Annotated in this window: 11 protein-coding genes; 3 read left to right on the top strand and 8 right to left on the bottom strand. The window is 49.4% G+C overall.

Annotation, left to right across the window (positions count from 1 at the left end; genetic code table 11):
* Positions 1 to 122 precede the first annotated feature (122 nt).
* Complete coding sequence (locus tag AC50YG_RS13925; protein ID WP_494827532.1) at positions 123 to 2,177, top strand: beta-galactosidase; 2,055 nt, start codon at positions 123 to 125, stop codon at positions 2,175 to 2,177.
* 148 nt (positions 2,178 to 2,325) lie between these two features.
* Here the strand turns inward: AC50YG_RS13925 and AC50YG_RS13920 are convergent, their stop codons facing one another.
* The 6 genes from AC50YG_RS13920 to AC50YG_RS13895 all read right to left on the bottom strand — a co-directional run bounded on the left by AC50YG_RS13920 (position 2,326) and on the right by AC50YG_RS13895 (position 9,526).
* The gene (locus tag AC50YG_RS13920) at positions 2,326 to 3,264 is read right to left on the bottom strand and encodes a glycosyl hydrolase (RefSeq protein ID WP_494827530.1); all 939 of its coding nucleotides are present in this window, start codon (positions 3,262 to 3,264) and stop codon (positions 2,326 to 2,328) included.
* 60 nt (positions 3,265 to 3,324) lie between these two features.
* A complete protein-coding gene (locus tag AC50YG_RS13915) occupies positions 3,325 to 3,621 on the bottom strand; it encodes a hypothetical protein (protein ID WP_473757856.1) in 297 nt (98 codons plus the stop codon).
* Between the two features lie 36 nt (positions 3,622 to 3,657).
* A complete protein-coding gene (locus AC50YG_RS13910; RefSeq protein WP_494827528.1) occupies positions 3,658 to 5,148 on the bottom strand; it encodes an alpha-N-arabinofuranosidase in 1,491 nt (496 codons plus the stop codon).
* 252 nt (positions 5,149 to 5,400) lie between these two features.
* Entirely contained in the window at positions 5,401 to 7,284 is a 1,884-nt protein-coding gene (locus tag AC50YG_RS13905; RefSeq protein WP_494827526.1) for an ABC transporter ATP-binding protein, read from the bottom strand.
* Entirely contained in the window at positions 7,281 to 9,008 is a 1,728-nt protein-coding gene (locus AC50YG_RS13900) for an ABC transporter ATP-binding protein (RefSeq protein WP_494827524.1), read from the bottom strand. Before AC50YG_RS13900 ends, AC50YG_RS13905 begins: the two co-directional genes overlap by 4 nt.
* Complete coding sequence (locus AC50YG_RS13895) at positions 9,002 to 9,526, bottom strand: MarR family winged helix-turn-helix transcriptional regulator (RefSeq protein ID WP_494827523.1); 525 nt, start codon at positions 9,524 to 9,526, stop codon at positions 9,002 to 9,004. Before AC50YG_RS13895 ends, AC50YG_RS13900 begins: the two co-directional genes overlap by 7 nt.
* 1,014 nt (positions 9,527 to 10,540) lie before the next feature.
* On the opposite strand from AC50YG_RS13895, the gene AC50YG_RS13890 reads away from it, so the two are divergent.
* Positions 10,541 to 11,020, top strand: coding sequence for a C40 family peptidase (locus AC50YG_RS13890; RefSeq protein WP_341278521.1), 480 nt, complete (start codon positions 10,541 to 10,543; stop codon positions 11,018 to 11,020).
* Positions 11,021 to 11,222: 202 nt separating this feature from the next.
* On the opposite strand, the gene AC50YG_RS13885 is transcribed toward AC50YG_RS13890, so the two are convergent.
* Entirely contained in the window at positions 11,223 to 12,152 is a 930-nt protein-coding gene (locus AC50YG_RS13885; protein WP_473757861.1) for a manganese-dependent inorganic pyrophosphatase, read from the bottom strand.
* 235 nt (positions 12,153 to 12,387) lie between these two features.
* Here AC50YG_RS13885 and AC50YG_RS13880 point away from each other — a divergent pair, with 235 nt between their 5' ends.
* A complete protein-coding gene (locus AC50YG_RS13880) occupies positions 12,388 to 13,164 on the top strand; it encodes a Cof-type HAD-IIB family hydrolase (RefSeq protein WP_473757862.1) in 777 nt (258 codons plus the stop codon).
* A 234-nt stretch (positions 13,165 to 13,398) separates the two neighbouring features.
* Here AC50YG_RS13880 and AC50YG_RS13875 read toward each other — a convergent pair whose 3' ends face one another.
* Positions 13,399 to 13,563 (bottom strand): hypothetical protein, encoded by a 165-nt coding sequence (locus tag AC50YG_RS13875; RefSeq protein ID WP_341278524.1) that lies wholly within the window; start codon positions 13,561 to 13,563, stop codon positions 13,399 to 13,401.
* Positions 13,564 to 13,787: the final 224 nt, after the last annotated feature.

Genomic DNA, 13,787 nt, shown 5'->3' with positions numbered 1-13,787 from the left:
ATCGCAATATTTTCATATCGATCACAACATAATAGTATATACGCACTGAAATACTGATTCTACAATAATAAAATAACCGATAGATAGCAATTTATTATTATTTTGATGGAGGTATACCCCTTATGACACGCGTAAATCCAATAAATGAGTTTGCCCTTGGCGTCTGCTATTACCCCGAGCAATGGCCGGAGGAGCTGTGGGATGATGATCTTCGCCGGATGAAGGAAATGGGGCTGTCGATCATTCGGGTAGCCGAATTTGCCTGGTCGGTGTTCGAGCCCGAGGAAGGTGTCTTCCAGTTCGATCTGTTCGACAAAGTTATTAACCTTGCCCATAAGCATGGTCTGAAGGTCATCATCGGCACCCCAACAGCAACGCCGCCCGCATGGCTGACTTTTAAGTATCCTGAGGTGCTCAACGTAACCTATGATGGGGTCACGCTTCAGCACGGGCTGCGCCGCCATACCAACTATAACAGTCCCAAATATCGGGAGCTGAGCGCCCGCATTGCTCGTCAAATGGCGGAGCATTACTGCGATCATCCGGCAGTCGTTGGCTGGCAAATCGACAATGAATTCAATTGTGAAATTTCTGAATTTTATTCGGAAGCGGATCATCTGGCTTTTCGTGAATGGCTGCAGCGCAAATACATTACGCTGGATAAGCTGAATGAGGCTTGGGGCGCTGTATTTTGGAATCAGACGTATTCCGACTGGGAGCAAGTCTTTCTTCCGCGTCCAACTGCGGCGCCAAGACAGCCGAATCCGCATCAAGCGCTGGATGAGAAGCGGTTTATATCCGACAGCACCATTTCTTACGCCGAGGTGCAGGCCAAGGTACTGCGTGAGGTAGCTCCCAAGCAATGGGTAACGACGAACGGCTTGTTTGGCCATCTCGACAGCCACCGGATGACGGACGAGCTGCTGGACTTTTTCAGCTACGATTCCTACCCGCAGTTTTCCACTATTAACTTTGACAAAAATGAAGAAAGCCCGCTGCTCGATCGCGGCTGGAGCCTGACGCTGTCTACAACCCGCTCCATTTCGCCGAATTTCTGCATTATGGAGCAGCAGGCTGGACCAGGCGGCTGGGTGAACCGCATGGATATGCCTTCGCCGAAGCCGGGTCAAATGCGCTTGTGGACGTACCAATCCATTGCCCATGGCGCAGATATGGTCGTTTATTTCCGCTGGCGCACGGCAGCCTTCGGCAATGAAATCTATTGGCATGGCCTGAACGACTACCATAATGGGCCGAACCGTCGCCTTCGTGAAGCAGCGCAAATCGGCGCTGAGCTTGCCAAGGCCGGTCCGCACATTGTCGGTACGCGCAACCGGGCGGAGGTTGCCCTCGTACGCGATTATGACAATGAGTGGGATGGCGAATACGATATTTGGCACGGCCCCTTCTCCTGGAAAAGCAGCAAGGAATGGTTCAAGGCGCTGCAGCACCAGCATATTCCAAGTGATGTTCTTTACATGCGAAGCGGCACAACGCTTGCTGACCTGCAGCGCTACCGCGTGCTCGTCTATCCGCATCCGGCCATTATGCGGGATGAAACAGCTGCTTTGCTGGAGCAATACGCCGAGAGTGGCGGCACGATTATATTCGGCTGCCGCACGGGCTACAAGGATGAGCGCGGTCACTGCTACATGCGTCCATTCCCTGGCGCCGCTGCAAGCCTTGTCGGCATTTCCGTCGAGGAGTTTACGCAAATTAAAGGTACGCGCAAGCCGGCAACGATCGAGTGGAAGCAAGGAGGCGGTGAAGCAACTACGGCGGATCTGTTTAATGATGTACTCGCAGTCGAAAGCGATACCGTCGAAATCATTGGCGAATACGCCTCCGATTATTATGCAGGCAAGCCCGCTGTTACCCGCAATGCCGTTGGGGCAGGCTCAGCTTGGTATTACGGAGCTGTATTCAATGAGGCAGCGGCTCGTCATGTGATTGGCCTGCTTGGCTTGTCATCGCCTGTTGCCAATTGGCTTTCCCTGCCAGAGCAGGTGGAGCTGACTATTCGCGAGGGCGAGGCTGGGCCGCTCTACTTCCTCCTCAACTATGCGGAAGAGGCTGCCGAGCTTACTCTCAGCGAGCCGCGCACCGACCTTATAAGCGGCGATAAGCTTCAAGGCTCAGTCGTGCTGGAGCCTTATGGCGTGCTTATATTGACGTAAATGACCTTTGGCTAAGCTGCATTCAAAAAATATAACCTAAAGCAAACAGCACCCCAAATCCGCCTCATCAGCTGAGGAAGATTCGGGGTGCTGTTATTTTAACCTTGCCACAAGCAGAAGGTAGCTAGCAAATGTCAATCGTATCTCACTATTTCGCTTCCGCCTCCAGCGCTAGTTCAAACTCTGCATCGCGGTCACAGACCAGCTTGCCTTCCTTCACCTCAAGCTTGGCTGCTTGAATGGAGCTTCGACGCGTGAGATACCCCGGCACCTGACCTGGTGCCTCCCAATCGCCGCGTCTGCCCGGATGGGTAAAATAGAAAATATACGCCTGCTCGCCTTGGACAACAACATCGGCATGTAAGCCAATGGTCCCGTCATCCTCACGCTGGCCAGGCTCATCTAAGATCAAATTGTTGCGCTCCCAGCTCTCCAAATCATCCGAGCGGAAAACGCCTTGTCCCCGCCATTCGTCGACAATCATCCAATACGAGCCTTGCAGCCGGAATACATTCGGCCCCTCATGCCCTCGCCCCGTAATGACAGGACCAACCACTTTCCAGCTATACAAATCGCTGCTGTCGGCAGCGTAAGTGAACGAGCCGAGCGCCTCATCCTTATACCACATGCGGAATCGCCCATCCGGCAGCTCATAGATGCAGGCATCAATGACTCGGTCCGAGCTGAGACGCACATTGGAAATGAACGTCCAGTCGAGCAAATTAGTACTTGTATAATGAAAAATCTCCCGTTTATGGCCCGCCCAATCATCGGGCACACCTTGAATATAGCTGACGTACATATGGTAAAGCCCATTATGCCAAATGATTTCCGGGGCCCAAAATGTATTTCGTCCCCATTCAATATCCAGCCCCGTCAGCGTTCCCCGGTAATTCCAGCTGCGGCCGCCATCTGCGGAAGATGCGACGCCTAAATCCGTGCCATGCACCCATGCAAAGCCTGGACCTTCCACCGTAGCACGGCGATTCGTATAAATAATCCACCATTCCTGCTGCTCGCGATTATAAATTACGACCGGATCCGCCGCTCCGTCAAAGATTGGATCTCTGAATAATGGCGCCTTCATCTGCTTATTCCTCCCGGCAAGCTCTGTTATCATTCTAAAATAAACAGCTGCTGTCAATGGTTAATGGCTTGCAACAGAGCGCCACCTGACATCATTTGGATTCGGACAGCTTTTTTCCTTATATTTAGCGGAGATTTGCACAATACATCCGCAAACGATGCAGGTTGTCCCGCTCATGAGCTTCGGACAGCTGCCGCATTCCCGAAGGCGCGCTGCGTACACGTCATCGTCCACGCAGCGTTCAGACGACTGAAACATCGGTGCAGCCAAAATCCGCTGTATCTGCGCTTCTGTGACGGTATAGCTGTCATCACAGCCTTTGCAGTTTCTCGCACTCCTGTCCATGCCTGGCTTCATGCCGTCCTCCTCCTTTTCATTCTAATCCTAACTTTATTATTGCTCGATCAGCTCAAGCACCGTAACCGACATCGCTGGAAGCTTAGCCGATACCTGTGCGCCATCCCATGTAAAGCTTGTGAAAGCGGCTGGCTCTACTGCATTTGGCTGCTCAAACGTATTATGCGAGTCAATGGCCGCGCCCGACAGTACCGTACCTTTAATTGTTTTCAAGCCTTGCGTCAAACCGCGCAGCGCAATGGATATATCCGCTTCGGCACTATGATCCAGATTACACAAGCTGATATGGATTTTGCCATCTGCCGCTTTGGAAGCCGATACAGAAATTTGCGGCAGCTTCTCGTCGCCATGCTCGTAACGGGCGCTAGTCGTATGCGTGTCCAGAAGCTCTGCATCCTGATGCACCTTAAACATATCAAAAATATGATAGGTTGGCGTCAGCAGCATTTTTTCCCCTTCGGTCAAAATAACCGATTGCAGCACATTAACGATTTGCGCAATGTTTGCCATTTGTACACGGTCGCAATGATCGTGGAAAATATGCAGCGTAAGGCCGGCAACGAGCGCATCACGAATCGAATTTTGCTGGTACAGGAAGCCTGGGTTTGTGCCCGGCTCTGTATTGAACCATGTGCCCCACTCATCGACGATCAAGCCAACGCGCTTCTCTGGATCATATTGATCCATAATCGCCGAATGCTTCGTAATAAGCTCCTCCATCCACAACGCTTTTCTAAGCGTAAGAGCCCACTCGTCCTCTGGGAAGCCGGTAGCTGCTCCCTTGTCCTGCCAATCCTTCGGAACGGTATAGTAGTGGAGGCTGATGCCGTCCATTTTGCCCGCAGCTTCCCGCATCAGCACTTCCATCCACTTGTAATCGTCGACGTTCGGACCGCAGGCAATGCGGTAAATTTCATTGTCGCCATAATTGCGAACGTAAGTCTGATAACGGCGGTACAAATCTGCATAATATTCCGGACGCATATTGCCGCCGCAGCCCCAGTTTTCATTGCCGACGCCAAAATATTTCAGCTTCCACGGCTTCTCGCGGCCGTTTTTCTCACGCAGCTCCGCCATCGGCGATACGCCGTCAAAGGTCATATATTCAACCCACTCGGACATCTCCTGCACCGTTCCGCTGCCTACATTGCCGGAAATATAAGGCTCGCAGCCGAGCTGTTCGCAAAGCAGCAAAAACTCATGTGTGCCAAAATGGTTATTTTCAACTACGCCGCCCCAATGGGTATTGATCATGCGCTTGCGATCTTCGCTTGGGCCAATGCCGTCCTTCCAGTGATATTCATCGGCAAAACAGCCGCCCGGCCAGCGCAGCACCGGAATATTCAATTTTTTGAGCGCTTCCACAACATCGTTTCGAATGCCTTTCGTGTTTGGAATAACCGAATCCTCGCCAACCCAGAAGCCTTCATAAATACAGCGTCCCAAATGCTCGGAGAAATGTCCATAAATGTTGCGGTTAATCGTACCTTTAGCAATGTCTGCGTTAATTGTAATTTGATTGCTCATCGTTATAGCCTCCCAAATGGATTAATAAAAATATAAATCATTTATTGATAACATTAATTTAGCTTCATCATAAACAATCCAACCACAATTATCAACCCTCTTTTGAAAAATAAATCGGATAAACGTAAACGCTTACTTTCATTGCTCGCTACAAACCTAAATATGTCGTCTACCCTACTATCCGGACTGCAGCATGACACCAAAAAAGCTTCCCCATCCTCACTCGGATGGAGAAGCTTTTTGCTTCAAACCTTATACAACTTCGCTGGTTATGCGCTTGCCCGTGAACTGGCTGTTATACAGATCGGCATAAAATCCGCCCTGCTCCAGCAGCTCCTCATGTCTACCTTGCTCGATAATAGAGCCGTTGTTCATGACCAAAATCAGATCAGCGCCGCGAATCGTCGACAGGCGGTGGGCAATGACAAAGCTGGTGCGATTTTTCATCAGCTCGCCCATCGCCCGCTGGATAATAATTTCCGTACGCGTATCGACGCTGCTCGTCGCTTCATCAAGGATTAGAATCGATGGATCTGCTAAAATTGCCCGGGCAATGGTCAGCAGCTGCTTCTGCCCTTGAGAAATATTCGATGCTTCCTCGTTCAGAATCGTGTCATAGCCTTCTGGAAGGGTCCGAATGAAATGATCGGCATGCGCCGCCCTTGCCGCTTGATAGACCTCTTCCTCCGTAGCATCCTCGCGCCCATAAGCAATGTTGTCTCGAATGCTGCCGTTGAACAACCACGTATCCTGCAGCACCATGCCGAACACCCGGCGCAAGCTTCTGCGCTGAAGCGCTGTAATGTCCTCGCCGTCAATCGTTATGCGGCCGCCATTTAGTTCATAGAAGCGCATCAGCAAATTTATCATCGTCGTCTTGCCCGCTCCGGTCGGACCGACTATGGCGACGGTCTGGCCTGGCTTAACATCAATATTCATCCCACTAATGAGGGGCTCATCCGATTTGTAGCCGAAATCCACCTGCTCGAAGCGAACGGCGCCGATCGGCTTGCTAATTGCTTTAGCATTTTTCGCCTCTGGCACTTCATCCTCTTCATCAAGCAGCTCGAATACCCGCTCTGCGGAGGCGATTGTAGATTGAATAATATTCGCAATGTTGGCAAGCTGCGTAATCGGCATTGTGAACTGTCTTGTGTATTGGATAAATGCCAAAATATCACCGATATTTATTGCATTTCTCGTTACTAGCAAACCACCGATGACGCATACAAGCACATAGCCAATATTACTAATGAAGCTCATAATCGGCATAATGATGCCGGACACAAATTGTGCGCGCCAGCCGGAATCATACAGCTTCTCATTCATTTCGTTGAATTCATCCAGCGATTTGCGCTCATGGCCGAATGCTTTGACGATTTTGTGCCCCGTGTACATTTCCTCGACATGTCCGTTCAAGCGTCCGAGCTCCGCCTGCTGGCCGGCAAAATATTTCTGCGAACGCGTGGCGATCGCCTTCGTTGCAAGTAGGCTCGCTGGAATCGTCAAGAAAACGATCAGCGTTAGAAGCGGGCTGATGGTCAGCATCATAACGATGACGCCGACTAGAGTAATGAATGACGTGATGAGCTGCGTCAAGCTTTGCTGAAGCGTATTGCTAATATTGTCCACATCGTTGACGACCCGGCTCAGCACCTCGCCGTTGGAGCGCGAATCGAAAAACTTCAGCGGCAAGCGCGCAAATTTATTATTTACATCCTTGCGCAGGTCGTAGACGGTTTTCTGGGCGACGCCAGCCATTAAATACTGCTGAATGAAGCCAAATGCGGCGCTGATCAAATACAGCACGACTAGCGTCAGCAGAATCGTGTTAATGGCATCAAAATCAATACGTGCACCCGGCACGCCTTGGGCTATTCCCATTACTCCCTCGTACAGCTTCGTCGTCGCATGCCCCATCATTTTCGGGCTGACGATGCTGAATACGGTACTTAAAATCGCGGTCAGCAGCACAAGTGCAAGCTTCGTGCGATGCGGCTTCAAGTAGGCAGCCAGCCGTTTCAAGGTCCCCTTGAAATCCTTCGCCTTCTGAGGAGGCATCATCATGCCCATTCCGGGCGGGCCCATGCCGATACCCTTCGGCCTTTGCGGGGAATTCTGCTTTTGCTCACTCATGCGATTTCCTCCTCCGAAAGCTGTGAATAGACGATTTCCCGGTACACATCACAAGACTCCATAAGCTCCTGATGCGTCCCGATTCCAGCTAGCTGTCCTTCATCAAGCACAATGATACGATCGGCATCAAGCACTGTGCTTACCCGCTGGGCAACGAGCAGCACCGTCGAATCTACGGTCTCCTTGCGCAAGGCGGCACGCAGCTTCGCATCCGTCTTAAAGTCGAGCGCCGAGAAGCTGTCGTCGAACACATAAATTTCTGGCTGGCGCACAAGCGCACGAGCAATGGACAGCCGCTGCTTTTGCCCGCCAGAAAGGTTGCTTCCTCCCTGCGATACGCTTGCGCCAAACCCTTCCTTCATCGTCCCAATGAACTCAGCTGCCTGCGCCACCTCTGCCGCGTGCTCCATTTCCTCATCGGACGCATTTTCTTTGCCGTAGCGGATATTATCAGCGATCGTGCCGGTGAACAATACGGCCTTTTGCGGTACAAAGCCGATTTTTTCGCGCAGCGTTTCCTGAGATAGATCTCTTATATCCACATCATCAATGATAATGCTGCCACCCGCCGTATCATAAAAGCGCGGGATCAAATTAACGAGTGTCGACTTGCCTGAGCCGGTTCCTCCAATAATAGCTGTTACCTCGCCAGGCGCCGCCTTGAACGATATATTCGATAAAGCGGGCTGCTCGGCTCCCGGATAGCTGAACGTCACATCACGGAACTCGATATAACCCTTGCGCGAGCCTGTGTTCTTAACGCTGGCGCTGTCGGCAATGTCCGGCACCATGTCCAGCACTTCATTAATACGCACCGCCGATGCCGACGCACGCGGAACCATAACGAGCATCATCGATAACATCAGAAGCGAGAACATAATTTGCATCGCATATTGGATAAAAGCCATTAATGAGCCGACTTCCATATCGCCATTCTCAATGCGCAGCCCGCCAATGGCGATAATCGCCACCGTAGATAAGTTCATGACGAGCATCATAAGCGGCATCATTACTGCCATAATTTTGTTCACTTTAATTGCCGTTTCGGTCAGATCACTGTTGGCAGCATCAAATTTCTTATTTTCATAATTTGTCCGATCGAATGAGCGTATAACCCGAATGCCTGTCAGTCCTTCGCGCAGCACCAAATTCAGCTTATCAATCCGAACCTGCATCATTTTAAACAGCGGAATCCCTTTGCGGACGACGAGCAAAATCGCGCCAGCGAGAACCGGCAGTGCGACAACAAGCACCAGCGACAGCTTCGCATCCTTCGAAACGGCCATAATAATGCCCCCGATGCACATCATCGGCGCCATCACCATCATGCGCAAAATCATTATCAACACTTGCTGTACCTGCGTAATATCATTCGTCGTCCGTGTAATAAGCGAAGCCGTGCCGATTTTGTCAAACTCTTGCAGCGAGAAGTTCTGCACATGTCCAAATACCTTCTCCCGCACGAGGCGCCCGAAGCTCGCTGAGGCTTTTGCCGAAAAATAGCTGGCGCCGATGGAGCTGATGCCCCCTACCGCCGCTATTAGTAGCATAAAGGAACCGATTTTCCAAATAAGCGGAGTGTCTCCTTTAGCTACACCATCATCGACGATGTCCGCCATTAGCGTGGGGAGATATAAATCAGACAGCGACTGAATAAAAACAAGCACAAGCACCGCGGCTATCAGCCAGCGAAACGGCTTTAAAAAGCGAAATAACTTTAACATTGCTGTTCATCCCCCGTTTGTTCAGACTCATTCAGCTCATCAAAATACTCAAATGCTTTGGATAAAATCCGAATCAGCTCATGCGAATCCCGCTCTCCCAAGTATTGCGCCAGTCCTGCCATTCGATTCATAAAGTCGGCAATGACCTTCTCCGCGATGCGTTCCCCTTCCTCTGTCAGCGAGATACGGACAGCCCGTCGATCATCGGGATCAGCGTTTCTCTGCACGAGTCCATTCGCCTCCATGCCATTGACCAGTTGGGTGATCGTGGGAGAGGTTACCCGGAGCAAGCGGCTGATGACCGAGATTTTCATCCCCGGCTTATCCTGCGTCTTCATAGATCCCCGCTTGATGCACATCAGCACCTGCATCTCGCTAAACTTGCCGTCCGGATTAGGCTTCTGCCGCCAATTGAGCCGATGAAAGCTGCGAAACACACGAATCAATTCATTCGTAATTTGCTCGCTATGTTCCGTTGCCTTCCTTTCTTTGCTTGTGTCATTCTGGTTATGTTCCAATGAGAGTCCTCCTTTCATTTTATATCTCTTTGCCTTTCGTGTAGGCTACCAATTATTTTCCTGTTAATTATTTTCCCTATAATTATCTTATAACTAAAATAATAGGCAACCTAATTATAAAGCGCTAATCAAACGGCTGTCAATAACCCACTTCCAAGGTTATAAAGTATGTAAACAATCCAGAGCTGGGGTGCTCTGCTACTGCTGCTTGCTTGGCACTAATTCGGGGGCAATCTCATCTAACGATTCAAGGCTGATGAACCGCAGACTGCGATTGTAGCTGAAACTCCGTAGCTCGGACACTCTCTCCGTGTTTCAAGGACTGAGGCTCCGCTATTTTGTCCTTTCATCCGATTTCAGGCTCTAAGAGGACACGAGATCCGTTATCGCTATCAAAGCCCCGTCAAAATGGGTATGGGGAACGTTTTAGCGGCCCCTGAGTCCGCAGCCTGTGCCAAAACCCGTCATTCGATTGAAATAGCTGTTTCTGTGTCCGCCCAGTTGCAAAAGGGGGAACATTCCCTAGAGGAGAGCGATTACGTTTGGCTTTTGGCTTTTGGCTTTTGGCTTTTGGCTTTTGGCTTTTGGCTTTTGGCTTTTGGCTCTTGGTTCTTGGTTCTTGGTTCTTGGTTCTTCTCATCTTTGCCATTCGGTTTAGGGTTTGAAATTTTAAGTGGGGGGTGGGGAAGTGGAGAGGAGTGAAGGGGTGGGGAGTGAGAAGCGGAGCGTTCGCTTTTAGCGCCCCGATTTCTACCTATAAGGTGGAAATATATGCATAGAAATCGGGGTGCTAATGGCGATCGAGCCCCTACCCCTTCACGCAGCGCAGCGCCCCTATCACCCCCATTTACGTTTCAAACATAAATGAATAAATTCTCATTAACTTCTCATAAACACCAAACAACACGAATTCCCCTCCATTTGCGCTCTCATCATGAGAAAAGGCTCATTTTTTGGTGTGTTATAGTGTTTTTAGCCAAAAACGAATCGTACAACGAAAGGAATCACACCATAATGATTAAGAGAAACTTTTTTCGCTCCGTCATCAAATTGAGCTTATGCGCAAGTATTGGTTTGACAGCCTTCACCTTCGCTTCCGGCAACCAGGCGCATGCCGCAACTGAAACATCCCTACAATTAATCGACTCCGGCAAGGAGTTTATTGGAACCCCCTATAAATATGGAGCCCCAGCAGGCATTACATACGCTTTTGACTGCTCTTCCTTTACACAATACATATTCGATGCCATGGGTGTTTCGCTGCCACGCAGCTCATCCTCCCAAGCTTCCATTGGAACCAAAGTAACGAAGGAAAATCTTAGCGTTGGCGATCTCGTCTTCTTTAATACGAGCGGCAGAGGCATTAGCCATGTAGCTATTTATGCGGGCAATAACAAAATCTTGCACAGCGCTACTAGCACAGGCGTAACGATCAGCAGCCTTGGCGAGTCCTACTGGCACAAGCGCTACGTGACAGCACGCCGCGTATTGTAAAAGAAGCGGAGGCTTCCAACGTTTTACACCGTATCTATTAAGCTCTGCAATCATACCCTTAAATATAAAAACGTCCCGAACGCCAACCCGTTCAGGACGTTTTTGCTTATGATTGTATTTCCAGTGCTCCTCCAAATAAAAAAATGCCGCCCTCTTCTCCAGCACTAGGCTGATGAAGTGGACGGCATCCTTTCATTCACTCTTATTTGCTAAGCGTATCTGTCAATACAGGTACAATTTGCGATTTGCGGGACACTACGCCCTTCAGAACGGCTTTGTTGTCAGCCAGCGTGACATTATAGGCTTTCTCAACTGCGCCTGCTGCGCTGCCGATAGCAAGCGCTACAGAATCGCTGTTCAAAATGTCCGTTACGACGAACAGGAACAGATCCAAGCCTTTTTCTGAAACGATCGCGTTAATCGCTGTTTCTAGATCCGCTTGGCGAACCAGTACATCGTTGGTGTCAACCGCGTTTACTTGCGCGATTTCTACTTTGCTGCCGCCCATTTGGAATTCTTTCGCATCAAGCGAAAGCAGTTGAGCGATCGATTTATCGCGTACGTCTGCTCCTGCTTTCAGCATTTCCAGGCCGTATGCTTCTGTATCAACGCCCGCAATAGCTGCAAGCTCCTTAGCAGCCGCTACATCCTGCTCTGTGCAGGTTGGCGATTTGAACAGCAAGGAATCGGAAATGATAGCGGACAGCATTAGACCTGCAATTTGCGGCTCAATAGCTACGCCGTTTTCTTTATACAATTTATTCAAAATCGTAGCTGTGCAGCCTACAGGCTCAGCGCGATAGTATAGCGGGTGGCTTGTCTCAAAATTCGCAATACGGTGGTGGTCAATAACTTCCAGCACGCGAACCTGATCGATATCTGCCGCGCTTTGCTGACGCTCATTGTGGTCAACGAGAATAACCGTCTCTACTTCATTAGCTACCGTTTCTACAAGACGGGGAGCTTCTACTTTGAAATGGGTCAGCGCGTATTGCGTTTCACCGCTAACTTCACCCAGACGAACGGCTTCAACCTCAAAGCCCAGCTTAGCCTTCAAATCAGCATATGCGATCGCAGAACAGATTGTATCCGTATCCGGATTTTTATGCCCGAAAATAAATGTTTTTGCCATTTTACTGTCTCCTTAGTTCTTGTATTTGGGATTGCGGCTGCCCGCATTTCCCAATAAGTTTTTCCCACATTTGATTATATAATATAATGAAGTATACTCCTATGCCCTTACAGAGATTTTTGCAAACAATTCTCAAATAAGCTTGCTTAAAGGCGGAAGCGAATGGTATAAGGGGTATAGAACATTCGGCTTCCAAGTAACTACATCATCCAGATAGAACAGGAGACTTACAAAAATGAGTTATAAAATTGCTTTTTTTGATATTGATGGCACATTATTAGATGAAGATAAACAAATTCCCCAAGATACGATTGATGCGATTCGTGAAATTCAGGAGCAGGGCGTCGAGGCTGTCATTGCGACGGGACGCGCGCCTTATTTTTTCAAGGATATTGCCGAGAAGCTTGCGATCAACTCCTTCGTCAGCCTTAACGGAGCTTATGTCGTTTACAACGGTATTCCCGTATACCATAATCCTATTCCGCGCACAGATGTTAAGGCGCTTGTTGAGCATGCCGGACTTCATAATCATTCGCTCGTCTTTGAAGGACATGATGCATTCTTTTCCAATGCTGAAGCGCATCCGCAGGTGTTCGACTCCGTAACGTCGCTGCGCGTGGCACAGCCGGGCTTTGATCCAAGCTTTTGGGAAAAAGCAGACATTTATCAAATCTTCCTGCACTGTGAGCCGCAGGACGAGCATCTGTATACAGACGTCATCCCGGGCTTGCGCTATATTCGCTGGCACCCGTTTGCAATGGACGTGCTTACGAATGATGGCTCCAAGGCGCTTGGCATTGCCGCGCTGCTGAAGCATTTGGGACTGACGGCGGAGGAAGCACTTGCCTTCGGTGACGGACTTAATGATAAGGAAATGCTCGAAATCGTTGGACTGGGCATTGCCATGGGCAACTCCCATCCGGAGCTGCTGCCATTCGCCGATTACGTAACGACCCATGTTAGTGAAAATGGCATTCGGGGTGGCTTGCGTCACGCTGGCTTGTTGAAGTAGTACTCCATAACGATCTCATCAAGGTGAAACGGCTCTTTCTGTCAGGTATCGCGTAATGCTATACTTTTCTATATTTTAAAAAATAAAGAGGTACAGCTAACGGTTCGAAGCGTTAGCTGTACCTCTTTTCATATATTTGAAATTAGCCGCCGTTTACGTTCAGCCAATTACTTTCCTAATGTTAGACATGCTCACGCAGGTCAGCCTGGCAAAACGTACTGGCCTTTGTCCCGCTTATTGCTCTTCTACGACGGTGCTTTGAAACAAAAATTGAATGAGCCACCACAAGGACAGCAGCACAATAACCGCCGATGAGGTTAAAGAAATCCATTTAAAAAACAAGTACAAAAAAGGATCGCTGGAACGTGTTCTTCTCTGATCTCCACCACTAAGGTTCATAATAAACTTCGCCTCCCGTATGCGTTTTATGAAGCTCTAAGCCAAGCCATGTTGCCATGCTTACTTCCTCCTCTTAATTATTAAGCCCTCTTTGTTCAAGAGCTCTTATCAATACTCTAACATATATATGACATAAGAACCACAGTTAACCACTAATTAGTCACGAATACGTCATATTTGTCAATAAGCTGCAAGCTGGATTTTAAACTTGACAAAAGTTAGTT

The sequence above is a fragment of the Paenibacillus sp. J31R34 genome (assembly GCF_059383715.1).
The sequence above is the reverse complement of the archived record's forward strand: the minus strand, read 5'-3'. Positions and strand labels throughout refer to the sequence as shown.

Excerpts from the sequence above, each read along its gene's own strand:
- AC50YG_RS13925 (WP_494827532.1), top strand. The coding sequence starts at position 123 with ATGACACGCGTAAATCCAATAAATGAGTTTGCCCTTGGCGTCTGCTAT.
- AC50YG_RS13920 (WP_494827530.1), bottom strand. The coding sequence starts at position 3,264 with ATGAAGGCGCCATTATTCAGAGATCCAATCTTTGACGGAGCGGCGGAT.
- AC50YG_RS13915 (WP_473757856.1), bottom strand. The coding sequence starts at position 3,621 with ATGAAGCCAGGCATGGACAGGAGTGCGAGAAACTGCAAAGGCTGTGAT.
- AC50YG_RS13910 (WP_494827528.1), bottom strand. The coding sequence starts at position 5,148 with ATGAGCAATCAAATTACAATTAACGCAGACATTGCTAAAGGTACGATT.
- AC50YG_RS13905 (WP_494827526.1), bottom strand. The coding sequence starts at position 7,284 with ATGAGTGAGCAAAAGCAGAATTCCCCGCAAAGGCCGAAGGGTATCGGC.
- AC50YG_RS13900 (WP_494827524.1), bottom strand. The coding sequence starts at position 9,008 with ATGTTAAAGTTATTTCGCTTTTTAAAGCCGTTTCGCTGGCTGATAGCC.
- AC50YG_RS13890 (WP_341278521.1), top strand. The coding sequence starts at position 10,541 with ATGATTAAGAGAAACTTTTTTCGCTCCGTCATCAAATTGAGCTTATGC.
- AC50YG_RS13885 (WP_473757861.1), bottom strand. The coding sequence starts at position 12,152 with ATGGCAAAAACATTTATTTTCGGGCATAAAAATCCGGATACGGATACA.
- AC50YG_RS13880 (WP_473757862.1), top strand. The coding sequence starts at position 12,388 with ATGAGTTATAAAATTGCTTTTTTTGATATTGATGGCACATTATTAGAT.
- AC50YG_RS13875 (WP_341278524.1), bottom strand. The coding sequence starts at position 13,563 with ATGAACCTTAGTGGTGGAGATCAGAGAAGAACACGTTCCAGCGATCCT.